Origin of the sequence: Microbacterium sp. PI-1, assembly GCF_004337555.1 — a bacterium.
Taxonomy (GTDB): Bacteria; Actinomycetota; Actinomycetes; order Actinomycetales; family Microbacteriaceae; genus Microbacterium; species Microbacterium aurugineum.
Genome location: NZ_SJYZ01000003.1, coordinates 190,286 through 212,327, shown reverse-complemented (window position 1 = coordinate 212,327; position 22,042 = coordinate 190,286). Strand labels below are relative to the sequence as shown.

Sequence of the window (22,042 nt, the reverse complement as noted above, 5' to 3'; positions counted from 1 at the left end):
CCTTCGGTCTTCGGCGACGGAGGGGTCGCAACCCCTGGCAGGCACGCTATCACCAAATACCTCCACTCGGAAGTTTTGGTTCGCTAGACTCCTCTCATGGCCGCCGATACGCCCGAGCGCTCTGCGCCTCCCCGCCCGCGCGGCGCCTACGCCAAGGGGATCGCTCGACGACAGGAGATTCTCGATCGCGCCATCGAGGTCTTCGCCGAACGCGGCGCCGACCGCACGAGCCTGCGCGCCATAGCCCGTGAAGTCGGGGTCACGCACGCCGCCCTCACGCACTATTTCGGGTCGCTGGAGGAGCTCCTCGTCGCGGTCTACGAAGAGAGCAACGCGCCGGGTCGGCAAGCCGGCTCCCCGCCGGAAGACGCGACACCGGTCGAGATGATGATCGAGTCGGCGCGCATCAACCGCGCCATCCCGGGACTCGTGCAGCTGTACTCGACGCTCGTCGCCTCGGCGCTCGAAGAAGGACACCCCGCGGCTCGCACGTTCGCCACGGGGCGTTTCGCGCGGCTCCGCACACGGCTCGCTGAGACCGTCCGACAGCAGCAGGCGGAAGGGCGGATTCGCGCGGATGTCGACGCGGACGCCGTCGCCGCACTCGTCGTCGCCGCGTCCGACGGCCTGCAGACGCAGTGGTTGCTGGACGAGTCCGCCCCACAGCACGAAGCGCTCGCGCTCCTCGACCGCCTGCTGCGTCCGACAGACTGAACGCCCGGAGCCGTCGGACGGGACCCGCCGACCATCGAGTTAGGCTCGAGGGGTGACGTTCGTGCCGCAGTCCCCGTACGCCCGGGCGCTCGGTGAACGGATCGACGAGCTGCACCCCCGCCTGCGCTCCTACTTCGCCGCGATCCCTGACGGCGCGGTCGGCATCGGCGAGGGCGTGTTCCAGCGGGTCGGCACTCCCCGTCGCTGGCTCTGGCCTCTGCTGCGGCCCCTCGAACACCGCGGCGTGGTCGCCTCCGGGTGGGAGCACGACGTGCCTTTCCACATCGAGAACCGCACGGTCGCTTCACGCGCCATCGGGGAACGCACCTTCCGTTTCGCCCGAGGAACGTGGGTGATGCGCGATGCCGTGGCCCTCACGCAGCGCGGGCGCGTGGTCGACGAACTCGGAGAACCGGGCCTCATCGCCGCGTGCTTCGACGTCGAGACGAAGGACGGCGCGCTCCGGCTCACCAGCACCGCGGTCGGGGTGCGTCTGGGACGACTCCGGCTCCGCATCCCACGCCTGATCTCGCCGACCATCCGCCTGACCGAGCGCTTCGACGACACCCTCGACCGCCAGCGTGTGAGCCTCACCGTCCACGTTCCCCTGATCGGCCGCGTGTACGAGTACCGGGGCCACTTCCACTATCGCGTCGAGCCTGCCACCACGAAGGAGCAGACCGCATGAGCACAGACGACATCGGCACGGGACGGGTCGTCATCGGCGGGTCCACGGGGTTCATGGGGACCCATCTGGCTCCGCGCCTCCGCGCCGCAGGTCGCGAGGTGGTGACGATCTCGCGCTCGGGCGCCGACATCCGGTGGGGTGACCAGGTCGAGATCGATCGCGCGGTCGACGGCGCGACCCTGGTGATCGGCCTCGCCGGCAAGAGCGTCAACTGCCGCTACACGCCCGAGAACCGGGCCGAGATCTTCCGCTCACGACTCGACACCACGGCCTCCTTGCGCACCGCGATCGCGCGGGCCACGACGCCTCCCCCGCTGTGGGTGAACTCCTCGACCGCCACGATCTACCGGCACGCCGAGGACCGCCCGATGATCGAGTCCACGGGCGAGATCGGCACCGGCTTCTCCGTCGAGGTCGCGAAGGCGTGGGAACAGGCGCTGTTCGCCGAAGAGCTCCCGGCCACACGTCGGGTCGCTCTGCGCAGCACGATCGTCCTCGGTCACGGCGGCGTGCTCGAACCGTTGAAGACCCTCACACGCCTCGGCCTCGGCGGCCCGCAGTACGACGGGCGCTGGCCGGTGAGCGCCGCTCGCCGCGCGGCAGGAACGGGACATTTCCCCGGGGCACGCCGCGGTCGTCAGCGCTTCAGCTGGGTGCACATCGAAGACGTCGCCCGCATCATCGACTTCCTCGAGCGGACACCGGCTCTGGAGGGACCGGTCAACGCGGCCGCTCCGCATCCCGTCGACAACGTCGAGTTCATGGCGACCGTGCGCCGCGTGCTGGGCGCTCAGATCGGTCCGCCGATGCCCCGCTGGATGCTGGAGCTCGGCGCCATCGGCATCCGGACCGAGACCGAGCTGGTCCTGAAGAGCCGATGGGTGCTCCCCGAGAAGCTCACCGCCGCCGGGTTCGAGTTCCGTCACCCGCAGCTGGAGGAAGCGATCCGCGAATCGTTCGACCGCCCGCACGCCGCCTAGGAGGTCGAGCCGACGGATCCTGACGGGGCTTCGCCGTCGCGTCGGCGCTTCTCGATCTCTTGCCGAAGACGCCATTCCTCGATCTCACGGTCGAGATCGGCGATCTGCTCCTCCGTGGTCCGCCGATCCACCGGCGGGGCCGGTCGCACATCGGTCTGCGGCGAGGACCTTTCCGCTCGCCGCAGCCGCGGGATCGGGATGCCCGAATCGCCGTACTCGCGGCCGATCGCGAACCACAGTGCGCTTCCGATGAGCGGCAGCAGGATGACGATGATGATCCACACCATCTTCGGCAGGTGCTTCACCTGCGAGTTGTCGCGGGTGATGATGTCGATCAGCGCACCGATCATCAGGGCGATGACGAGGAGCGAGAACAGGAACGGCATGAACTCAGGGTAGACGACGCCGGGCCGTCTCGCCTCGCCGGCTACCGCCCGGATCCCCCTGCCTCGAACGGCTACGGCAGCAGGTGCCCGGCCGCGCGGAACAGTTCGTACCACTCGGGCCGCGTGAGCACGACGTCGGCACCCGCCGCCGCATCCTGCACCCGCTGCGGCGTCGTGGTCCCGAGCACGACCTGCATGCCGGCCGGATGCCGGGTGATCCACGCGGTCGCGATCGCGATCGGTGTCACGCCGTGCGCTGCCGCGAGACGATCGATCACGGCGTTCAGCTGGGGGTACTCGGGGTTGCCGAGGAAGACACCGTGCGAGAATCCGTCCTGGAACGGCGACCACGCCTGGATCGTGATGCCGTTGATCCGGCAGTACTCCACGAGACCTCCGCCGTCGCGGACGACGCTCTGCTCGTGGCCGGCCATGTTCGCCGCCACCGGTTGCGCGAGCAGGGGCGCATGGGTGAGCGACAGCTGCAACTGGTTCGCGACCAGCGGCTGCCGGACTGCCGTGCGGAGAAGGTCGATCTGCCGCGGCGTGTGGTTGGAGACGCCGAACGCCTTCACCTTGCCCGCGGCTTCGAGGTCGTCGAACGCGCGGGCGACCTCGTCGGGTTCGACCAGGATGTCGGGGCGGTGGAGCAGCAGCACGTCGAGACGATCGGTGCGCAGCGCCGCCAGCGACCCCTCGACCTGACCCACGATGTGCTCGTAGGAGAAGTCGAACATGCCCTGTGCCGGCACGATGCCGCACTTGGTCTGCAGCACGATCTCGTCGCGCTCGGATGCGCTGAGCTGCAACGCGTCTGCGAAGCGCGCCTCGCAGTGGTGCATGCTCCCGCCGTAGATGTCCGCGTGATCGAAGAAGTCGATGCCCGCGTCTCGCGCCGCCGCGTAGAGCGTCCGGACGTGCGCATCGTCTTTGTCGTGGATGCGCATCATGCCGGCGATGACGGCGGGAGCGGTGGTGGATCCGAAAGGCACGGTCTTCATGCGGACCACGCTACTCCGCACGACAGACTTCACCCATCGTCAGCGGCCGAGGCCGGCAGAAGCGCGGTCACCGTCACCTCCAGCACCTCGGCGATGGCCGCCAGATCGACCACGGTGAAGTCCACCTTCGCGTCGAGGAGATTCGCCAACCTGTTCGTGCCGATCCCCGAGCGGTGTGCGAGGTCTGCGAAGGCCACACCGGCGTGCAGACGCGCTCCTTCCACTTCGTATGCCAACAAATGACGCAGATCTGTCCCCATACGCCTACGCTACCGCTCCGCACGGACACTCACCGCCGCCGAGTGAACCAGAATGGCAGCATTCTGGCTTCGGAGCGCTGCTATCGTGAGCCGGGTGAAGACAGCTGCTGAGGAGTTCAACGAAGCCGTGGGCCGCCAGATGCGCGCGGAGATCGCCGCCTCCCGGAGCAGCATCGCCGCGATGGCTCGCGGGATCGGGATCGCACGCAGCGCCCTCGACAACTACGTCACCGGCAAGCGCGCGATCCCCGTTCCGGTGGTCTACTCCGTCTGCGCCACGCTCGGTGTCGATCCGCACGTGCTGCTCGCCCGTGCGGAGGAGCGACTCCGCGCGGACGGCGAACCCACCGCCCGCATCACGCCGCTCCGCCGCACACCCGATGTCACCGGTCCACGCGAAGATAGCCGCGAAGTCGCCTTCGAATCCCGCGTCCGCCACGACGCCGACTCGGACGACCTCTACGACTGATCCGGCCACCAGGGGCCGGCACGGACCGCGACGAGGAGGAGCATCATGCAGCACCTCGTCCGCCTCGCCGACGAGCGGCGGTTGCGCATCGTCGAACGTCCTGGCCGCACCCGGGGTGGCTTCGACCCCGAGACACGCACGATCCGCCTCGCGCCGGGGATGAGCAGCCGAACGATGCGCAGCGTCCTCGCGCACGAACTCGGCCACGCCCACCTGGGGCACCGTCCCACTTCGGCTCCCGTGCTCCGCGCACAGCAGGAACGTCGCGCCGATGAGTGGGCGGCGCGCCAGCTCATCACCTCGCGCGCCTACGCCGAGGCCGAAGCTGTCCGCGGCCCGCACCTCGCCAGCCTCGCGTTCGAGCTGGGCGTCACGGTCGAGCTGGTCGCCGCGTTCCAGCGTTTGCTGAGCGAGGGCGCCGTCCCGCTCGCAGTCTCCTGACGCGCTGATTGAATATCCTCATGGCCTTCCTCGTCGCTCCCGCCCCCGTCACCCTCACCGGAGAACTCGTCGAGCTTCGTCCGCTCGCACGCTCGCACGTCGACGGACTCATCGACGCGGTGCAGGAAGGCGACCTGTGGAAGACGGCGTGGTACACCTCGGTTCCCGCGCCGGATGGGGTCGCCGCCGAGGTCGAACGGCGGATGGGACTCATCGACAAGGGCGAGATGGTGCCCTTCACCGCCTTCGACGCCGCGGGCCGCATCCTCGGGCTCACCTCGTACTACGACATCGTCGCGGATGTCCCGCGGCTGCACATCGGCTACACCTGGAACCGGCCATCCGCGCACGGGACCGGCACGAACGCGGAGTCGAAGCTGCTGCTGCTCCGCCACGCGTTCGAGTCACTCGGGGCGTTCCGTGTCGGGCTCACCACACAGTGGGTGAACTTCCAGTCCCGCGCGGCCATCGAACGACTCGGGGCCAAACAGGACGGTGTGATGCGCGCGATGAGCCGCTATCGCAACGGCGCGTTGCGGGACAGCGTGGAGTACTCGATCATCGAGCCGGAGTGGCCCGCCGTCAGGGCGAACCTCGAAGCGAGACTCGCCAAGCGGCGGTGAGGATCACTCGGTGGGGTTGCCCGACCAGTTCTTCGAGCGGCGGGTAGCCGAACCGCCCTCGCGGAGCATGAACGCCATGGCCAGAGTCACCAGCAGGAGGCCGCCGCAGAACGCGAGCGCCTGGAACGCCGGTAGCCCGAACGAGATGCCCAGCAGCAGGATTCCCCCGATGAAGAGGATCATGAAGAAGAGGAAGCTGAGGATCACGGGATCTCCTGTCGTCGGTGCCGTTTACCAGGATAGCCCGGACACGGGAAGCCCCTGTGCACCCGCCGTGGATTCTGGTCTGCTCGGAGCATGAAGACACCACTCTCCGCGGTCGCCGTCCCCTGCACGCTGAAGCCGTCGCCCGCTGCCTCCAGTTCCGACCTCCTCGCGACCCAGGTGCTCGACGCCCTCGCCGCGCATGGCGTCACCGGCGACCTCGTCCGCGCGGTCGACCTCACCCTGAGTCCCGGCGTGGAGAAGGACATGGGCGGCGACGACGAGTGGCCGAGCATCCGACGGCGTGTGCTGGACGCCGACATCCTCGTCTTCGTCACCCCCACCTGGATGGGACAGCACTCGAGCGTGGCACAGCGCGTGCTCGAGCGACTCGACGCTGAGCTCGGCGAGACCGATGCCCGCGGCAGGCCGACCCTGTTCGACAAGGTCGCCGTGGCCGGCATCGTGGGAAACGAGGACGGGGCGCACCACATCGCGGCGATCCTGTTCCAGTCCCTGAACGACGTGGGTTACACGATTCCCGCCCAGGGCTCGGTCTACTGGAATGGCGAGGCCATGCACACGACCGACTACAAAGACCTGGAGGAGACTCCGGAAAAGGTCGCGTCGGCGATCAGCACGGCCGCGCGCAACGCCGCCCACCTCGCGAGGGCGCTCAAGGCCCAGGAGTATCCGGCGGGCTGACCTCTGACGTGCTGGTGAGTGGCAGGGCCCACTCGTTCATGGTCAGCTCCGCGCCGCGGAACTGCCCTGTGACGGTCCCCGCCAAGGTGAAGCCGTTGCGTCGGCAGACCCCGTTCGACGCAGCATTCCCTACCTCGGGGAAGGCAGTCAGGAAGCGCCGGCCCGCTCGATGCGCACGAGCGTCGTCGACGACGAGCGCCAAGGCGTTCGACGCCACCCCTCGTCCTTGCGCTTCGGGCAGGACGAACCATCCACTCTCCAGTGCCGGCTCCTTCCGCCACTCGACGTGCCAGTGGCCGATCGATCCGAGCGCCGAGCCCCGGGCATCCTCGATCACGAACATCCGCGCCTCGCCGGCCTCGATCAGACGAAGATAGCGGGCGTGGCGCTCCGCAATCTGGTCTTCGGTCTCGGGGCCGCCCAGATGATCGGTCATCGCCGGGGTGTTCGCGGCGTGCAGCAGATCGTGGTCGTGTTCCGACCAGAGCCGGAGTCGCAGGGGATCCATCCTTGGATGATCGCAGGCGCCTCCGACATCAGCGCCTCGTCCGCGCGCTAGCGTGAGTCGCGTAGGCGAGGGGCCACCGATGGAACCGAATCGCGCCGAGTGACGGATATCCAGTGTGACCAACGACAACGACATCATCCGCGAATCGATCCGGGCTGCGGAGAGGTTCTCCGAGATATTCGAACGACATATCGAGGCGGTCTCGGCCTATGTGGCCCGCCGCGTCGGCCCAGCCGCCAGCGACGACATCGTGAGCGAGACCTTCCTCATCGCGTTCCGCAAGCGCAGGCACTTCGATCTGGATCGCACGTCCGCGCTCCCCTGGTTGATGGGCATCGCGACGAAAGTGCTCAGCCAACACCGCCGAGCCCAGGCTCAGCACTGGCGTGTGCTACAGGCGGCCTTCGCCCACAGCGACCCGATCGCTCCGGACGATCACGACCGGTCATCCGCTCAACTCGACGCGGCGGAGGCGATCGAACGCCTCTATCCACGGATTGCCGCGCTATCGACTCGTGACCGCGAAGTCCTTTTCCTGCATGCCTGGGGCGACCTCACCTACGAGCAGATCGCGACCGCGTTGCGCATCCCCGTCGGCACGGTCCGATCGCGATTGAGCCGTATCCGGGCGAAGCTCGCGGCACCCCCACCGTCGCCGGAGGCTGACCACGCGCCTCGTCCCGCGACCACACACATCCGACTCGCTGAGAAAGAGATCATCCATGGACATCCTTGACACGGTGCGCGAGATGAAGCCCACCTACGCCACCTCGTCGCAGGCTCCGCGACGTGCGCTCCACCGGGAGATCGGTCGTACCCGACGTCGCCCCGTCGGACGCGTCGTGGCGGTATCGGTCGGTGGCACTGCGGTGGCCGCCGTTGCCGTCACGGCCTCCCTCTTGATCCCACCAGGGGTCGTCGGCGAGCCGCAAGCCGCCTCCGCTTCGACGTACCTGAACGAGACCGCAGCCTCGATCCGTGACGCCGTCGTCCAGCCGATGCAGGTGACCATCACCACGCATCACCTGGGGATGATCGGTGGCCCGAACGAGAAGTTCCTGCCCTTCGGGAGTTTCCGAACGGGAGCGACCGCCGCTGTCGTCACGGAGGCGAGCGACACGTACGTGAGTAACACGGACCACACGTACTCGCAGACGTCGCACACCGATCTCCACGCCGCGGCGCAGTACGGCGACGAGTCGGCGGTCGAACGAGCATGGACTTCCTACTACGGCTCGCAGTATCCGATCGGTGCTGCGCCCGCGACTTCCACCGAAGTCCTCGAATACGAAGCAGCGCTCGAGTTCCTCCCCGTTTCCCCGTCTGATTTCCCCGCCGATCCCGTAGCCTTCCTCGCCGCATGGGAGGAAGGACTGGAAGCGAAGTTGGTCGCAGAGAAGGCAGAAGCGGCCAAGATGCCCCAGGACGGCGAGCCCGAGACCAACGGCCTGTACGAGAGCATCGAGGAGGAGTTCGCGGTACCTGCCGCCGAGCACATGCTCAACGCGCTCGGACACTCCGTCGTCATCCTGACCGCGTCAGCGGAGTACCGGGCGACCTTCCTCGAAGCCCTCGCTCTCGCCGGGGGGATCACGGTCGAGGAGGGCTCCTCAGCGAACAAGGTGCTCGGCTACGAGACCGACGACGCCCGGTTCCGCCTGACCGTCAATCCCGAGGCCGGAGCGATCGTCAAGATCGAGAAGTTCCTCCTTCGCGCCCTCCCGGAGCTCTGGAACAGGCACACGAAGGACGACCCGCTCGTTGACGTCGGGTCTGCTCCGTTCCTGCCGGCGAACGTGCCGGACTTCTCCGCTTCCTTCACGTCGCTGCCGCTGGGCTGATCACGCGAAAGCCCCCGGCCCGCCGCTCGAGGGGAGCTGCGGGCCGGGGTCTTCGTGGTGACCGACGAGGGATGACGCCGCGCCGCCAGGCGGGGAACCTGCGGATTCTCCGATGGGCGGTGTGCGGGATATTGCTAGCGGGGTGACCTCTCCGTGAGCTCTTCTTTCCGACGTGTTCCGGCCCACATTGCGCCACCGCCGAGGAGAAGCAGCACCAGAACTCCGCCGAGCACCGGCCACACCGGGAACGAAGAGCCCGTATTCGCAAGTCCGGCCGGTCCCGAAGCGCCGCCAGCAGTCGACTGCTCGCTGTTCGTGAAGGTGCACGTCACATCTGCGCCTGGAGCGATCCGCAGCTGTGCGCCTTCGATCGCCACCGCATTTGCACCGTTCGCACACGCAAGGCTCTGCTGTTGGTAGCCTGCCGGACCCTCCGACTCTGTGAGCGTGTAAACGCCAGCAGCCACCGACGCGGCCGTGACCGATGCCGCGCCACTCCTCCCTGTGATCGGGGTCGGACCATCCGCAGTCAACGTCCACGCAGACGGTGCAGCGCTTCCCGAAGCCACCTCCTTCACCAAGGTGAGCGTGCCCATCGTGGTTGTGTTCGTGAAGGTACAGGTCACTTCCTGGCCCACGGCAAGCGTGATCCGGTTCCCATCGGTGAGAGGAACCTCAGTCTGCTCGTCGTCCAGGCACACGAGGCCGGTCTGCTCGTACCCCGCCGGCCCACCCGACTCCGTGAGCGAGTACTCTCCCGGGGCGACCCTCGCATCGGTCACCGAGGCGGCACCCGCCGCGCCGCTGATCGTGGAGGGCCCGCTTGCCGACAGCGTCCACGCCGTCGGCTCTGCGGCACCCAGATCGACCTGCTTCGAGAGTGTCAGACCCGCCGTGGTGACGGGCCCGTTCACGAACCTGCAGGTCGCCGCGACTCCCGAGTCGAGATCCAGGAAGCCGTCGGTCGTGATGATGGATTCATCGTCGGCATTCACGCAGCTCAGATCGTTGAGCTCGTAGCCATCTGGGACGTTCGTTTCGGTCAGCCGGTAGAGCCCGGGCTCGATCTCACCGAGATCGAGGGTCCCGGTGCCCCCGCTTGTCGTGATCGAGAATTCAGTACTGCGGCTCGGGTCATCGACGGGCGGATCCTGCCCTTGGTCCTGTTCAACCAGCTCGAAGCCGAACTCTCCATCCGGCATGTCCTCAACGAGCTTCTCCACCGAGATCGTCGCCGGAATGATCCTCCCCAGCATGCAGAGCATCGTCGTCTCGGATTCCGGGGTGTACACCACGGGACCAGCCAGCACATTCGTGGAATCGCAGGTTCCGCCGACGACCGGTGCCCAGCCTCCGATACCCACTCGCACTGACGTCTCGCCCCAGGTGAGCGTTTCTGACGGATCGGTCGGATCCACGGGCACGACATACAAGCTGTCCGCGCAGGCCACCCGCTGCGTCGTCACCGGGTTCAAGGAACTCGGAAGGTTCGGGTCGTTGAACGTAAACGATGCCGGACCCGTGTTGTATCCGTTGACGTATGCCGGGACGGTGGTCCCGCCCGCGAACGAGTTCGTCTCGCCGGGTTGGAACTGACAGTCAGCCGTTGTCGGTACGGGGTCGCCAGGCAGCTGGAACTGCTCAGGGCTCTCCTGCAGCCGAATCCGGTACGACGCATCAAGCTGCTCCTGTGCGAGTGTGTACGGGTTCGTGATGGTCATCGACGCGTCGAGGTTGACCCAGTGCAGACCGTTCTGGATCGTGTTGTTGAAGTGCGTGAAGCGCCCGATCTCGAAATAGTCGCCCACCGGGGACGCGGCAGTGATGCCTTCGAAGCCCAAGCCGCTGCTCTGCTCAGGCGACGGCCAGCACGGCGGGGTCGGACTGCTCAGAACGCTGAGCTGCGTACCTGAACGCACCTGATTGGATGCCCCCCACGCCGTCGACTGGTTGTTCGTCGGCGAGAAGGTCGCTGGATCGCCGGTACCGTAGTTCACGCACAGCGGCGCTGTCGTTCCGTCGGGGCGGGAGGGACTGCTGAACGAACCGACGGACCGTACCAGCAGGTCATTGCTCCCCACAGCGGATGCCGTCACGCTCGGGACCGCCACCAACAGCATCACCCCGAGCGCGGCTGCGGTCACCCCTGCCCAGACTCTGGTTCGTTGCCTTTTCATAAGCCCCCCGGTGCGGCTTCTTCGGTAGTGGCGTGAAAACTCCGGCCACGGCGCCGCAGAAGTCGAAGCATAACATGGCCTTAGGCCTTAGGCCTTAGGCCTTAGGCCTAAGGTGTATGCTTTCGGTGCGATTGATGCACCGTGATCGACGCGCCTCCCGGAAGCGTCGACGCGATCAACGCCGTTGCTGTAACTGCCACGGCATTCGTGCGGACTCGTCGAAGCCACCTTGACGCACGGCACACCGACAGGTTCGTCCCGTCGGTCGCCCAGGCCCACAACGATCCTGCACCCCTGCGGCCTGATCACCGAAGAACCGAAAGGCGGCATCCCATGGCCCCCTCGACCAAGCCGACCGCACCGGTTCAGGCGACCCCGGCAGCTCCCGCCGCAGACGTTACCTCGGCCTTGCCTGACGCACCGCGACGACGCGGGACCGGCGGCCTGTACCCGCGCCTTCTGGGAGCGCAAGTATCCGAAGCCATGTATACGGCAGTGAAGACTGAAGTAGCCCGCCGAACCGCTGCCGGCGAACCCTCCGACGTGGCGTCAATCGGCGCTGTCGTGCGCGAAGCCGTCTCCAAGTACCTCAACATCCCCGCCTGACGGAAAGCCGACGAACTCCGGCAGCCACGACCCGCTGAGCTCGTCCGACTGAATGGCGCGCGTCAGAGAAATTGCAAGAAGGGTCGCGGAATCAGAGAATTCCGCGACCCTTGCAGGATCACACCTGGGTTGTGAAAGACATCAGCCGAGACTGCAACGGTGTGCGGCGTCGACCAGCCTGGCGCAGATCTGTCGCAGTTGGCTCAAGCCCAGTCTGAACTTCAGCACCTCCAGATGCGCTCCGATGACGTCCATCGGCGGTGGTGATTCCGCGTAGCCCGTACCCGTACACTGCCGAACCCTCGATCCGCCGGGCACTCCAGGGACCGGCCGGAGCGACCGCGCCGTTACCGGCAACGGCGACGCGCGGCACACTTTGATTCGTCTTCGAGGAGTTCGCGCATGGGGGCTTAGGACTCGTTCATCGCCCGCTCGACCGGAGCAAGCCGCGCCGAGTCGGCGACCTTCTCGCGTCGATGATTCCGCGCGGGTCACAAAGTCCACAGGCTCACCGGACCGCTGATATCAGCCACGCTGAGCGCCGGTCCGATCACGAGGACCCAGGTCTCAACCTCGACGACCGTCCTCTGCGCAGCGTCGTCTCCGGTGCACGAGCTGAGGTATGTCGCTGCGGGGATCAGCAAGCACGCCGCCACGACTTTCCAGGGCGCTCTTCTCGGGCGCGTCATGGCGACGTACCCACACTCACTCCGTACTTCTCCGCGTTTGCTGTCATCGACAGGTACACCGATTCGTCCCCAGCCCGCTGTTGGAACACCGGCGGGCAGTCCAGATCCTCCACCGACAGCGCGCCACCTCCGAAGCGGCCCGTGATCTCCCCGCAGCTATACCGCGACTGGCTAGTGGTGGTCAGTCCACTCGCGCGGTACACACTGTCCACGATGAAAATCGAGAAGGTCAAAGATCCGTCGCTGTTCTCCGTCATATCGAAAAGCGCACGTGTCTGAATCGCGTCCAGCGGTTCGGTCTCGTAGCCCCTCGCATCCGCCAGGAAGATCGCGGAGATATCCTCTGTCGAAATCTCAGTCGCCGCAGAGCGCTCCGCGAGAAGATCGCTGATCTGAGCCGTCGTGTTCTCTAGTGACAGAGCCACCCCCTGCTCCGCCGCAGTCACAGCTTCCTCGTAGATGCGCTGGCCGCTGTCGCACCCGGCAAGCCCGGCGATGAGCAACAGTCCAGCCGCTGTCGCGACCGTTCGCGCTAACGGTAAAGGTCTCCGGTCCATGTTTCGTTCCCTCCTCCCAGGCACGCTGTCGTGAGCCGAGCGTCCATCGCGTACGTGTTTCCCGGTAGGTCTGGTGTATTCAACGAGTCTGGCGCATGGCGGAAGTTCTGCTTGTCATGCGCGCTGGTCCGAGACAAGGAGTTGCTCGTCTGCGTGCCCGCAGCGCCGGAGCGTAGCCCCAGACGGCGCCCCTGTCCGCAGCTACTGAAGGAGCGGACACTCATTGCTGTCGGCCCCTCCATCCATCGCAAGGTGGCGTAGCAAGTCGTCGGTGCGCCCGCGGCCAGAGTGGGGCAGACAGCGGAACCCGTTCCGTTGCGACGGCATTGTTGGCCGCTTGCGCGTAGAGGTCAGTCCCGAACTGATTCGGGACTGACCTCTGCGCCGATATACCGAACCCGGCAGCATTGGGTGGATGGATCCATGTTCCGGCGTCGCCCGGGGTGGTCGTCAGCACCAACCGGCGGAGCGCCGGGTTTTCCGCGCATACGTTGTGCCCACTGAACGATACTGCGGACTCTCGTATGTCACCTAGGCGCCCGCGTCGAAAGCAGCCTTCGTCAAAGCCTGGTCGAGGCGCCGACTGACGCTATTCAGCCATGACTTATAACGCAACTTCACGACGAATCGGCGTGCAGCCTCACCAGCGGGATCCTCAAAGGGGACGTCAGGCCACGAACTGGTGATGCTCTGGGGAGTGGGGTGCGGCTTGCTGGGCATCGGCCTCGCACCCCACTCTCAACGGTTTCTTACGCCAACTACCGAGTCTGTGACGGTTCCTGTGACGGGCGCCAACTTCAACGTGTGGCGGCGCCACAATGCGTGACGCCGCACAGGCATTCTCAGAAGTCCCAGTCGTCGTCTTCCGTGGCCTCGGCCTTGCCGATGACGTACGACGAGCCCGACCCCGAGAAGAAGTCGTGGTTCTCGTCGGCGTTCGGCGAGAGCGCGGACAGGATCGCCGGGTTCACGTTCGTGACGCTGGAGGGGAACATCGCCTCGTAGCCCAGGTTCATGAGGGCCTTGTTGGCGTTGTAGTGCAGGAACTTCTTCACGTCCTCGGTCAGACCGACGCCGTCGTAGAGGTCCTGCGTGTACTGCACCTCGTTGTCGTAGAGCTCGTACATCAGCGAGAACGTGTAGTCCTTGAGCTCGTCACGACGCTCCTGGGTCTCGTTCTCGAGGCCCTTCTGGAACTTGTAGCCGATGTAATACCCGTGCACGGCCTCGTCACGGATGATGAGGCGGATCAGGTCGGCCGTGTTCGTCAGCTTCGCCTTGGACGACCAGTAGATCGGCAGGTAGAAGCCCGAATAGAAGAGGAACGACTCCAGCAGGGTGGAGGCCACCTTGCGCTTGAGCGGGTCATCGCCCTGGTAGTAGTCCATGATGATCTGAGCCTTCTTCTGAAGGTTCGGATTCTCGGTCGACCACCGGAACGCCTCGTCGATCTCCTTCGTCGACGCGAGAGTCGAGAAGATCGAGGAGTAGCTCTTCGCGTGCACCGACTCCATGAACGCGATGTTCGTGTACACGGCCTCTTCGTGCGGCGTGATCGCGTCGGGGATCAGCGACACCGCACCCACGGTGCCCTGGATCGTGTCGAGCAGCGTCAGACCAGTGAACACCCGCATGGTGAGCAGCTGCTCGTCGGGGGTGAGCGTGTTCCACGACTGCACGTCGTTCGACAGCGGCACCTTCTCCGGCAGCCAGAAGTTGTTCACCAGACGGTTCCAGACCTCGAGGTCCTTGTCGTCCTGGATGCGGTTCCAGTTGATCGCCTGCACGCTGGAGACCAGCTTGAGTCTTTCAGGGGTCATGTTCTTCGTCGTTTCTCGGTTTTCAGCCGCGTTCTCGGGTCGACAGGTTCTCAGGTCAGAGCATGCACGAGACGCACTCGGCCATGTCGGTGCCCTCGAGCGCCAGCTGACGCAGACGGATGTAGTAGATCGTCTTGATGCCCTTGCGCCACGCGTAGATCTGCGCCTTGTTGATGTCGCGCGTGGTGGCGGTGTCCTTGAAGAACAGCGTCAGCGACAGACCCTGATCGACGTGCTGGGTGGCCGCCGCGTACGTGTCGATGACCTTCTCGTAGCCGATCTCGTATGCGTCCTGGTAGTACTCCAGGTTGTCGTTCGTCATGAACGCCGCCGGGTAGTACACGCGACCGAGCTTGCCTTCCTTGCGGATCTCGATCTTCGACGCGATCGGGTGGATCGACGACGTGGAGTTGTTGATGTACGAGATCGAGCCCGTGGGCGGGACCGCCTGCAGGTTCTGGTTGTAGATGCCGTGCTTCTGGATCGAGGCCTTCAGCTCGACCCAGTCCTCCTGCGTCGGGATGTGCTTGCCGGCGAAGAGCTCCTTGACCTTCTCGGTCGCGGGCACCCACGCCTGATCGATGTACTTGTCGAAGAACTCCCCCGACGCGTACTTCGAGTCCTCGAACCCGTCGAACGTCGTACCGCGCTCGATCGCGAGGTTGTTCGAGGCACGCAACGCGTGGAACAGCACCGTGTAGAAGTAGATGTTCGTGAAGTCGATGCCCTCTTCCGACCCGTAGTGCACGTGCTCGCGAGCGAGGTAGCCGTGCAGGTTCATCTGGCCGAGGCCGATCGCGTGCGAACGGTCGTTGCCGTCCTCGATCGAGCGCACCGAGCCGATGTGGCTCTGGTCGCTGACCGCGGTGAGCGCGCGGATCGCCGTCTCGACGGTCTGGCCGAGGTCGTCGGCATCCATCGACAGCGCGATGTTCATCGAGCCGAGGTTGCAGGAGATGTCCTTGCCGATGTTGTCGTACGACAAGTCATCGTTGTAGGTGGTCGGCGTGTTCACCTGCAGGATCTCGCTGCAGAGGTTGGACATGTTGATCCGACCCTTGATCGGGTTGGCCTTGTTCACCGTGTCCTCGAACATGACGTACGGGTAGCCGGACTCGAACTGGATCTCGGCGACGGTCTGGAAGAACTCGCGCGCGTTGATCTTGGTCTTCTTGATGCGCGGGTCGTCGACCATCTCGCGGTACTTCTCGGTGACCGAAATGTCGCCGAAGGGCACGCCGTAGACCTTCTCGACGTCGTACGGCGAGAACAGGTACATGTCTTCGTCGTTCTTCGCGAGCTCGAACGTGATGTCGGGGACGACGACGCCCAGCGACAGGGTCTTGATGCGGATCTTCTCGTCGGCGTTCTCACGCTTCGTGTCGAGGAATCGCATGATGTCGGGGTGGTGCGCGTTGAGGTACACCGCTCCCGCACCCTGACGGGCACCGAGCTGGTTGGCGTAGCTGAAGCTGTCTTCGAGCAGCTTCATCACGGGGATGATTCCGGACGACTGGTTCTCGATCTGCTTGATCGGCGCACCCGACTCGCGGATGTTCGACAGCAGCAGTGCCACGCCGCCACCGCGCTTGGACAGCTGCAGCGCGGAGTTGATGCCGCGGGCGATGGACTCCATGTTGTCCTCGATGCGCAGCAGGAAGCAGCTGACGAGCTCACCGCGCTGTGCCTTGCCCGCGTTGAGGAACGTCGGGGTGGCCGGCTGGAAGCGACCGGAGATGATCTCCTCGACGAGGGCGACGGCGAGCTTCTCGTCGCCGTCCGCGAGGCCGAGGGCGGTCATCACGACGCGGTCCTCGAAGCGCTCGAGGTAGCGCTTGCCGTCGAAGGTCTTGAGCGTGTAGCTCGTGTAGTACTTGAACGCACCCAGGAACGTCTCGAAGCGGAACTTCTTGCCGTAGGCGAGGTCGTTGAGCTTCTGGATGAACTCCATCGAGTACTTCTCGATGACGGCGCCCTCGTAGTACTCCTTCTCCACGAGGTAGTCCAGGCGCTCCTTGAGCGAGTGGAAGAACACCGTGTTCTGGTTCACGTGCTGCAGGAAGTACTCCCGCGCGGCCCGCTTATCGGCGTCGAACTGGATCTTCCCGTTCGCGTCGTACAGGTTGAGCATCGCGTTGAGGGCGTGATAGTCGAGTCCCTCGTAGGAGGGGTTCGCCTTGAATGCCACTGTCTCGGTCACTGAAGCTGCCACCGTCGTTCCAATCCGTCGCTCACGCGATCCACATCGTCCTGTGTGCCGAAGATCTCGAGCCGATACAAGTGAGGCACGTGGCACTTGCGGCTGATGATGTCACCGGCGAGGCAGAAGGCATCGCCGAAGTTGGTGTTGCCCGCGGAGATCACACCGCGGAGGTGACGCCGGTTGCGCTCGTCGTTGAGGAACCGGATCACCTGCTTGGGAACGGCGCCCTTCTCGACGCCTCGTCCCGCGCCCCCGCCGTAGGTGGGGGTGACCAGCACGAAGGGCTCGTCGATGACGAGGTCTTCTTCGTTCCGGTGGAGGGGGATTCGTCGGGCGGGGAGCCCGAGCTTCTCGACGAACCGCGCGGTGTTACCCGACACGCTCGAGAAGTAGATCAGGAGCGGCGCTGCGGTCGCGACGGCGCTCATGGGAGGTCACGCCAGACGAGAGGCGAGCTCGTCGATCTTGTCGGGACGGAAGCCCGACCAGTGGCCCTCGTCGGTGACGACGACAGGCGCCTGCAGGTAGCCGAGCGCCTTGACCTGCTCGAGGGCCGTCGGGTCCTCGGAGAGGTCGAGAACCTCGTACTCGATGCCCTTGGCATCCAGGGCACGGTAGGTCGCGTTGCACTGAACGCAGGAAGGCTTGGTGTAGACCGTGATCGACATCTTTTCGTAACCCCTCAAATCTCTGGCCTGCTTCTCATCAGGCTGTTTCCCGGTAGACCCCCTGCCGGGACTTCAATACTACATATGGGGACCGACATTGGGGGCGACCACAAGGGGTAGTAGTTACATCCGTGTAGTTATCCACCGTTCTCCACGGCCTCAACACAGGTTCTCCACCGTTTCCTCCACAGGCGAAGGCCCCGTCCTGAGGGGCGCGAACCGCGTGAAATCGCGGCTGGGAAGCCCCTGTGAACGATCCATCCACAGGGGGCACCGTACGCCGGTCCTCGGACATTCGGATTCCTGTGGAATTCGTCGTTCGGCGTGTCGCGGCGTGTCGCCGCACGAGCGCTTCCACGACCGCCTCCGAGGCCCGGTACCGTTGTCTCGTGGCGGGATATCGGGATCTTCTTCGCACGCCTGGTGTGGCGCGCATGATCGCGGCTCAGCTGACCGCGCGCTTCCCCAACGGCATGATGTCGCTGGCGATCCTGCTGCACGTCGAGCAGCAGACCGGGTCGTACGGATCGGCCGGACTCGTCCTCGCGGCGACGAGCGTCGGCCAGGCCGTCGCAGGTCCCGTCACGAGTCGGTGGATGGGCGCCTGGGGGATGCGGCGGGTGCTCACCCTGACGCTCGCCGTGTGCGTCGTCGCGGTGCTCGGCCTCGCGATCCTTCCCCTCGATGTGCCCGGCTACATGGCCCTCGGGATGGTCGCCGGGCTGTCCACCCCGCCGGTCCAGGCTGCGGTCCGCACGATCTACCCGAAGCTCGTCAACTCCTCCCACCTCACTCCGCTGTTCTCCCTCGACGCGTCGCTGCAGGAGATCATCTGGGTGCTGGCGCCGGTCGTCATCACGCTCGTGTCCACCCAGGTCGGGACCACGGAGGGCCTTCTGCTCGTCGCGATCGTCCTCGTCGTCGGGGGCGCCTGGTTCATCCTCTCCCCCGAAGTCGGACGCGTGCGCATCCCGCGCAGCCGCCATGCACTGGGCAAGGTCGTCCTCAAGCCGCCGGTCCTGCTGGCGACAGTGATCGGCTTCCTGCTGATCGGCGCCTGTGCCGCCGTGGAGGTGGGCGTGGTGGCCACCTTCGAACACGGAAGCCTGGCGGCCGGACTCATCCTCGCCGTGTTCTCGGCCGGGAGCCTGGCGGGCGGCCTGGCGTTCGGGCACATCCCCATCGGCCCCTGGGCCATGGCGCGCCGTCTGCTGATCGTCACGATCGGACTCGGCCTGACGATGGTCACGCTCAACGTGTTCTGGCTCGGCGGCACCCTGATCCTCGCGGGCATCGGCATCGCCCCCGCCCTCGCCGTCCTCTTCGCCATCACCACCGCGAGTGTGAAGTTCAGCGAGACCGCGGAGGCGTTCGGCTGGGCCGGCACCGGCCAGCTGATCGGCGCGGCCGCCGGTTCCGCCGTCGCCGGCTTCCTCGTCGATGCCAGCGACTGGCGAGGCGCGTACCTCGCCGCCACGATCTTCGCGGCGGTCGGGCTGATCGTCTCCGTCGTCTTCGTCCGTTCCTTCCCTGATCTGCGTCATCGCGACGCGAGCCCGCATCCCGACACCGAACCCTTGGCGGTCACTCCTTCATGAACTCCCCTTCCACTCCGAGCTCCGCCCCCGAGATCGTCTGCGTCGGCGAGTCCATGGTGTTGATCACCCCGACCGACGCCGGACTCGCCGATGCCGCACAGGCGACGCTCGGTCTCGCCGGCGCGGAGGCGAATGTGTCCGTCGGCGTCGCCGCCAGCGGACACCGCGCCGCCTGGGCCTCGCGACTCGGCGCGGACCCGATGGGCGACCGGATCACCTCGGAGCTCGAACGTCGTGGCGTGGAGCTGTGGGTCGAGCGGGACGAGGATTCCCCGACCGGAGTCATGTTCAAGGACCCCGGCGTCGAGACGTCGACCGTCTACTACTACCGCCGAGGATCGGCCGCCTCGCTCATGCAACCCGGCTTCCTGGCGCCGTCACGGCTCGAGGGTGTGCGCATCGTGCACACGACCGGGATCACCCCCGCCCTCTCCGCGTCCTGCCGGGAGATGACCGATCGGCTCTTCATCGATGCCCGCACGGCGGGCGCTCTCGTGTCCTTCGACGTGAACGACCGCCGTCAGCTGTGGAGCAGGGAAGACGCGGCCGAGACCCTCGCCCGCCTGGCCGACGCCGCCGACATCGCTTTCGTCGGGCGCGACGAGGCGGAGCGCATCTGGGGGACGGTCTCACCTGCCGAGATCCGTGCGTTCCTGCCGAACTGCGGCCTGCTGGTCGTCAAGGACGGCGACGTGGGGGCGACCGCGTTCGAGGGCGAGTCCGAGCCGGTGTTCGTCCCGGCCCCGGTGGTCGAGGTCGTCGAGCCGGTCGGGGCCGGAGACGCCTTCGCCTCCGGCTTCCTGAGTGCGACCCTCGACGGCGACGATCTCGCCACGCGCCTCTCCGCGGGTCACGCCGCAGCCGAGCGCGTCCTGACGATCGCGGCCGACCTGCCGCCTCTGGTTCCGCGCGGCTGACCGCGCCCCCACCGGTCGTAGGCTGGTGCCATGCCCGCACCGCTCACCCTGCCTCGCATCGCCTGGGGCTCCCCCACGGCCTCTCGGCGGGCCCTCCTGGTCCACGGTCTCGGTTCCTCCGGCGCTCTGATGTGGCGCCTCGGCGATGCTCTCGCCACGGCGGGCTGGCATGCGACGGCCGTCGACCTCCGCGGACACGGCGACGCCCCGCGGTCCCTCGATTACAGCGTCGCCGCGTACGGTGCCGATCTCGCGGCGACACAGCCCTATGACGGCGGCCCCTGGGACGCGGTCATCGGTCATTCGCTCGGAGGCGCCGCCAGCACGGTCGCCGCGGCAGCCGCTCCGGAGTGGACGCGGCGCCTGGTCCTGATCGATCCCGCGATCCACGTCGACGGGCGCGATGCCGCCATCGTCAGGAAGAGCCAGGAGCGCGCGTTCGCGGACACACGACTCGAGGTCGTGCAGGAGGAGCATCCGCACTGGCATCCGCAGGATCACGAGCTCAAGATCGACGCGGTACGGCGCGCAAGCGCATGGGCGGTCGAGCAGACCAGCGCCCAGAATCAGCCGTGGGACGTACGAGCCGATGCCGCGCGCCTCACGGTGCCGACCCATGTGATCGGCGCCGACCCCGCCGTCTACAGCATCTTCACGGGTGCCCTCGCGAAGGAGGTCCTCGCGGCGAACCCGCTGATCACCCTGTCCGTCGTCGAGGGTGCCGGACATTCCCCGCACCGTGACCGCCCCGACGAATCCATCAGGCAGCTTCTGGAGGCACTGGCATGAACGACTTCGATCCCACGACCTTCCTGCCCGACGACCTCCTCGACCGCATCCGCGAACGCGCTCCGATCCACGACCGCGAGAACACCTTCCCCCAACAGGACCTCGAGGATCTGCGCGACGCGGGCTACCTGTCGATCCTGGTGCCGACGGAACGCGGCGGCGCGGGGCTCGGTCTCGCCGAGGCCGCGATCCTGCAGCAGCGCCTCGCGGGCGCCGCACCGGCGACAGCCCTCGCGATCAACATGCACCTGGTGTGGACCGGCGTCGCGAAGGTGTTCTCCGATCGCGGGGTCCCCGGCCTGGAGTTCGTGCAGGACGGCGCGGTCGCCGGCGAGGTCTTCGCCTTCGGCATCAGCGAAGGAGGCAACGACCTGGTCCTGTTCGGCAGCGACACCGACGCGGTGCCGGACGGCGACGGGGGCTATGCGTTCACCGGAACCAAGATCTTCACCTCCCTCGCTCCGGTGTGGACGCGACTCGGCCTGCACGGACTCGACACCACGAGCGCCGATGCCCCGCAGCTCGTGTTCGCCTTCATCGACCGGACGGATGCGGTGACGACGTCCGACAACTGGGACACGCTGGGCATGCGGGCCACGCAGAGCCGCACCACACGACTGGACGGCGCCGTGGCGGAGGCCGATCACGTGGTACGCCGCATCCCGCCCGGGCCCAGCCCCGACCCCATCGTGTTCGGCATCTTCTCGGTGTTCGAGATCCTGCTGGCCTCGGTCTACACCGGCATCGCGCGCCGTGCCCTCGAGCTCGCGGTCGCGACCGCGCAGAAGCGGCACTCCAAGAAGACCGGCGCGGCATACAGCCAGGATCCCGACATCCGCTGGCGCATCGCCGACATGTCGATCGCCTACGACGCGCTCCCTCCCCAGATCGCCGCACTCGCCCGTGACGTCGACGACCGCGTCGAACACGGGGCGCGCTGGTTCCCCCTGCTGTCCGGCGTCAAGCACCGCGCGATCACGATGGCGAAGCAGGTCGTGGACGAGGCGATGCTGGTCGCGGGCGGCAGCTCCTACTTCTCGGCGAACGAGCTGTCGCGGCTCTACCGGGACGTCCTGGCCGGCGCGTTCCACCCCTCCGACCCGGAATCCGCGCACTCCACCGCGGCGAGCGCGTTGCTGGGACCGATCGACAGCTGAGCCCGGACAGCCGATTCCGCCGACATTCGCCCTCAATACGG

At 66.5% G+C, this 22,042-nt stretch carries 24 protein-coding genes; 13 read left to right on the top strand and 11 right to left on the bottom strand.

The window, feature by feature from the left end; translation table 11 throughout:
• Positions 1-96 precede the first annotated feature (96 nt).
• The 3 genes from E0W80_RS04975 to E0W80_RS04965 are packed head-to-tail and all read left to right on the top strand — an operon-like array spanning position 97 to position 2,382.
• The gene (locus E0W80_RS04975; RefSeq protein ID WP_131491540.1) at positions 97-714 is read left to right on the top strand and encodes a TetR/AcrR family transcriptional regulator; all 618 of its coding nucleotides are present in this window, start codon (positions 97-99) and stop codon (positions 712-714) included.
• Between the two features lie 52 nt (positions 715-766).
• Positions 767-1,402: a DUF4166 domain-containing protein gene (locus E0W80_RS04970; protein ID WP_131491539.1), complete on the top strand. Its 636-nt coding sequence runs from the start codon at positions 767-769 to the stop codon at positions 1,400-1,402.
• A complete protein-coding gene (locus E0W80_RS04965) occupies positions 1,399-2,382 on the top strand; it encodes a DUF1731 domain-containing protein (RefSeq protein ID WP_131491538.1) in 984 nt (327 codons plus the stop codon). Before E0W80_RS04970 ends, E0W80_RS04965 begins: the two co-directional genes overlap by 4 nt.
• Here E0W80_RS04965 and E0W80_RS04960 read toward each other — a convergent pair.
• The 3 genes from E0W80_RS04960 to E0W80_RS04950 form a co-directional block, all read right to left on the bottom strand.
• A complete protein-coding gene (locus E0W80_RS04960; protein WP_131491537.1) occupies positions 2,379-2,768 on the bottom strand; it encodes a PLDc N-terminal domain-containing protein in 390 nt (129 codons plus the stop codon). The genes E0W80_RS04965 and E0W80_RS04960 overlap by 4 nt on opposite strands.
• Positions 2,769-2,839: 71 nt before the next feature.
• Complete coding sequence (locus E0W80_RS04955; RefSeq protein WP_131491536.1) at positions 2,840-3,769, bottom strand: aldo/keto reductase; 930 nt, start codon at positions 3,767-3,769, stop codon at positions 2,840-2,842.
• A gap of 29 nt (positions 3,770-3,798) precedes the next feature.
• The gene (locus E0W80_RS04950; protein ID WP_240740455.1) at positions 3,799-4,029 is read right to left on the bottom strand and encodes a helix-turn-helix transcriptional regulator; all 231 of its coding nucleotides are present in this window, start codon (positions 4,027-4,029) and stop codon (positions 3,799-3,801) included.
• A gap of 94 nt (positions 4,030-4,123) precedes the next feature.
• Between E0W80_RS04950 and E0W80_RS04945 the strand changes: the two genes are divergently transcribed.
• The 3 genes from E0W80_RS04945 to E0W80_RS04935 are packed head-to-tail and all read left to right on the top strand — an operon-like array spanning position 4,124 to position 5,562.
• The gene (locus E0W80_RS04945; protein ID WP_231554939.1) at positions 4,124-4,498 is read left to right on the top strand and encodes a helix-turn-helix domain-containing protein; all 375 of its coding nucleotides are present in this window, start codon (positions 4,124-4,126) and stop codon (positions 4,496-4,498) included.
• A gap of 42 nt (positions 4,499-4,540) precedes the next feature.
• A complete protein-coding gene (locus E0W80_RS04940; protein WP_346559188.1) occupies positions 4,541-4,939 on the top strand; it encodes an ImmA/IrrE family metallo-endopeptidase in 399 nt (132 codons plus the stop codon).
• Between the two features lie 20 nt (positions 4,940-4,959).
• Positions 4,960-5,562 carry a GNAT family protein gene (locus E0W80_RS04935; protein WP_131491534.1) on the top strand — a complete coding sequence of 201 codons (603 nt, stop codon included), beginning with the start codon at positions 4,960-4,962 and terminating at the stop codon, positions 5,560-5,562.
• A 3-nt stretch (positions 5,563-5,565) separates the two neighbouring features.
• Here E0W80_RS04935 and E0W80_RS04930 read toward each other — a convergent pair whose 3' ends face one another.
• Complete coding sequence (locus E0W80_RS04930) at positions 5,566-5,769, bottom strand: hypothetical protein (RefSeq protein ID WP_131491533.1); 204 nt, start codon at positions 5,767-5,769, stop codon at positions 5,566-5,568.
• Positions 5,770-5,859: 90 nt separating this feature from the next.
• Between E0W80_RS04930 and E0W80_RS04925 the strand changes: the two genes are divergently transcribed.
• Complete coding sequence (locus E0W80_RS04925; protein ID WP_131491532.1) at positions 5,860-6,471, top strand: NAD(P)H-dependent oxidoreductase; 612 nt, start codon at positions 5,860-5,862, stop codon at positions 6,469-6,471.
• Here E0W80_RS04925 and E0W80_RS04920 read toward each other — a convergent pair.
• Positions 6,443-6,979: a GNAT family N-acetyltransferase gene (locus E0W80_RS04920; RefSeq protein ID WP_131491531.1), complete on the bottom strand. Its 537-nt coding sequence runs from the start codon at positions 6,977-6,979 to the stop codon at positions 6,443-6,445. The two genes, E0W80_RS04925 and E0W80_RS04920, sit on opposite strands and share 29 nt — an antisense overlap.
• Positions 6,980-7,094: 115 nt before the next feature.
• Between E0W80_RS04920 and E0W80_RS04915 the strand changes: the two genes are divergently transcribed.
• Both E0W80_RS04915 and E0W80_RS04910 read left to right on the top strand, forming a co-directional pair.
• Positions 7,095-7,715, top strand: coding sequence for an RNA polymerase sigma factor (locus E0W80_RS04915; protein WP_165875393.1), 621 nt, complete (start codon positions 7,095-7,097; stop codon positions 7,713-7,715).
• Complete coding sequence (locus tag E0W80_RS04910) at positions 7,702-8,820, top strand: hypothetical protein (protein ID WP_131491529.1); 1,119 nt, start codon at positions 7,702-7,704, stop codon at positions 8,818-8,820. Before E0W80_RS04915 ends, E0W80_RS04910 begins: the two co-directional genes overlap by 14 nt.
• 134 nt (positions 8,821-8,954) lie before the next feature.
• Here the strand turns inward: E0W80_RS04910 and E0W80_RS04905 are convergent, their stop codons facing one another.
• From E0W80_RS04905 to nrdH, 6 genes are all read right to left on the bottom strand, one after another.
• The gene (locus E0W80_RS04905) at positions 8,955-10,940 is read right to left on the bottom strand and encodes a SpaA isopeptide-forming pilin-related protein (RefSeq protein ID WP_240740459.1); all 1,986 of its coding nucleotides are present in this window, start codon (positions 10,938-10,940) and stop codon (positions 8,955-8,957) included.
• Between the two features lie 1,348 nt (positions 10,941-12,288).
• A complete protein-coding gene (locus tag E0W80_RS04900; RefSeq protein ID WP_165875391.1) occupies positions 12,289-12,849 on the bottom strand; it encodes a hypothetical protein in 561 nt (186 codons plus the stop codon).
• An 842-nt stretch (positions 12,850-13,691) separates the two neighbouring features.
• Positions 13,692-14,669 (bottom strand): class 1b ribonucleoside-diphosphate reductase subunit beta, encoded by a 978-nt coding sequence (gene nrdF / locus E0W80_RS04895; RefSeq protein ID WP_017828866.1) that lies wholly within the window; start codon positions 14,667-14,669, stop codon positions 13,692-13,694.
• A 55-nt stretch (positions 14,670-14,724) separates the two neighbouring features.
• The gene (gene nrdE / locus E0W80_RS04890; protein WP_047519077.1) at positions 14,725-16,869 is read right to left on the bottom strand and encodes a class 1b ribonucleoside-diphosphate reductase subunit alpha; all 2,145 of its coding nucleotides are present in this window, start codon (positions 16,867-16,869) and stop codon (positions 14,725-14,727) included.
• Complete coding sequence (gene nrdI / locus E0W80_RS04885) at positions 16,866-17,300, bottom strand: class Ib ribonucleoside-diphosphate reductase assembly flavoprotein NrdI (RefSeq protein ID WP_131491526.1); 435 nt, start codon at positions 17,298-17,300, stop codon at positions 16,866-16,868. Before nrdI ends, nrdE begins: the two co-directional genes overlap by 4 nt.
• 6 nt (positions 17,301-17,306) lie before the next feature.
• Positions 17,307-17,540 carry a glutaredoxin-like protein NrdH gene (gene nrdH, locus E0W80_RS04880; protein ID WP_047519073.1) on the bottom strand — a complete coding sequence of 78 codons (234 nt, stop codon included), beginning with the start codon at positions 17,538-17,540 and terminating at the stop codon, positions 17,307-17,309.
• A gap of 434 nt (positions 17,541-17,974) precedes the next feature.
• Here nrdH and E0W80_RS04875 point away from each other — a divergent pair, with 434 nt between their 5' ends.
• Genes E0W80_RS04875 through E0W80_RS04860 form a run of 4 tightly spaced genes read left to right on the top strand, consistent with a single transcriptional unit; the run spans position 17,975 to position 22,001 of the window.
• A complete protein-coding gene (locus E0W80_RS04875; RefSeq protein WP_131491525.1) occupies positions 17,975-19,138 on the top strand; it encodes an MFS transporter in 1,164 nt (387 codons plus the stop codon).
• A complete protein-coding gene (locus E0W80_RS04870; protein WP_131491524.1) occupies positions 19,135-20,055 on the top strand; it encodes a sugar kinase in 921 nt (306 codons plus the stop codon). Before E0W80_RS04875 ends, E0W80_RS04870 begins: the two co-directional genes overlap by 4 nt.
• Before the next feature lie 30 nt (positions 20,056-20,085).
• A complete protein-coding gene (locus E0W80_RS04865; RefSeq protein WP_131491523.1) occupies positions 20,086-20,844 on the top strand; it encodes an alpha/beta hydrolase in 759 nt (252 codons plus the stop codon).
• A complete protein-coding gene (locus E0W80_RS04860; protein WP_131491522.1) occupies positions 20,841-22,001 on the top strand; it encodes an acyl-CoA dehydrogenase family protein in 1,161 nt (386 codons plus the stop codon). Before E0W80_RS04865 ends, E0W80_RS04860 begins: the two co-directional genes overlap by 4 nt.
• Positions 22,002-22,042: the final 41 nt, after the last annotated feature.

What these genes read in the sequence shown, in the direction of transcription:
- E0W80_RS04975 (WP_131491540.1), top strand. Translation starts at nt 97, where the DNA reads ATGGCCGCCGATACGCCCGAGCGCTCTGCGCCTCCCCGCCCGCGCGGC.
- E0W80_RS04965 (WP_131491538.1), top strand. Translation starts at nt 1,399, where the DNA reads ATGAGCACAGACGACATCGGCACGGGACGGGTCGTCATCGGCGGGTCC.
- E0W80_RS04960 (WP_131491537.1), bottom strand. Translation starts at nt 2,768, where the DNA reads ATGCCGTTCCTGTTCTCGCTCCTCGTCATCGCCCTGATGATCGGTGCG.
- E0W80_RS04955 (WP_131491536.1), bottom strand. Translation starts at nt 3,769, where the DNA reads ATGAAGACCGTGCCTTTCGGATCCACCACCGCTCCCGCCGTCATCGCC.
- E0W80_RS04950 (WP_240740455.1), bottom strand. Translation starts at nt 4,029, where the DNA reads ATGGGGACAGATCTGCGTCATTTGTTGGCATACGAAGTGGAAGGAGCG.
- E0W80_RS04935 (WP_131491534.1), top strand. Translation starts at nt 4,960, where the DNA reads ATGGCCTTCCTCGTCGCTCCCGCCCCCGTCACCCTCACCGGAGAACTC.
- E0W80_RS04925 (WP_131491532.1), top strand. Translation starts at nt 5,860, where the DNA reads ATGAAGACACCACTCTCCGCGGTCGCCGTCCCCTGCACGCTGAAGCCG.
- E0W80_RS04920 (WP_131491531.1), bottom strand. Translation starts at nt 6,979, where the DNA reads ATGGATCCCCTGCGACTCCGGCTCTGGTCGGAACACGACCACGATCTG.
- E0W80_RS04910 (WP_131491529.1), top strand. Translation starts at nt 7,702, where the DNA reads ATGGACATCCTTGACACGGTGCGCGAGATGAAGCCCACCTACGCCACC.
- E0W80_RS04905 (WP_240740459.1), bottom strand. Translation starts at nt 10,940, where the DNA reads ATGCTGTTGGTGGCGGTCCCGAGCGTGACGGCATCCGCTGTGGGGAGC.
- E0W80_RS04900 (WP_165875391.1), bottom strand. Translation starts at nt 12,849, where the DNA reads ATGGACCGGAGACCTTTACCGTTAGCGCGAACGGTCGCGACAGCGGCT.
- nrdF (WP_017828866.1), bottom strand. Translation starts at nt 14,669, where the DNA reads ATGACCCCTGAAAGACTCAAGCTGGTCTCCAGCGTGCAGGCGATCAAC.
- nrdI (WP_131491526.1), bottom strand. Translation starts at nt 17,300, where the DNA reads ATGAGCGCCGTCGCGACCGCAGCGCCGCTCCTGATCTACTTCTCGAGC.
- nrdH (WP_047519073.1), bottom strand. Translation starts at nt 17,540, where the DNA reads ATGTCGATCACGGTCTACACCAAGCCTTCCTGCGTTCAGTGCAACGCG.
- E0W80_RS04875 (WP_131491525.1), top strand. Translation starts at nt 17,975, where the DNA reads ATGATCGCGGCTCAGCTGACCGCGCGCTTCCCCAACGGCATGATGTCG.
- E0W80_RS04870 (WP_131491524.1), top strand. Translation starts at nt 19,135, where the DNA reads ATGAACTCCCCTTCCACTCCGAGCTCCGCCCCCGAGATCGTCTGCGTC.
- E0W80_RS04865 (WP_131491523.1), top strand. Translation starts at nt 20,086, where the DNA reads ATGCCCGCACCGCTCACCCTGCCTCGCATCGCCTGGGGCTCCCCCACG.
- E0W80_RS04860 (WP_131491522.1), top strand. Translation starts at nt 20,841, where the DNA reads ATGAACGACTTCGATCCCACGACCTTCCTGCCCGACGACCTCCTCGAC.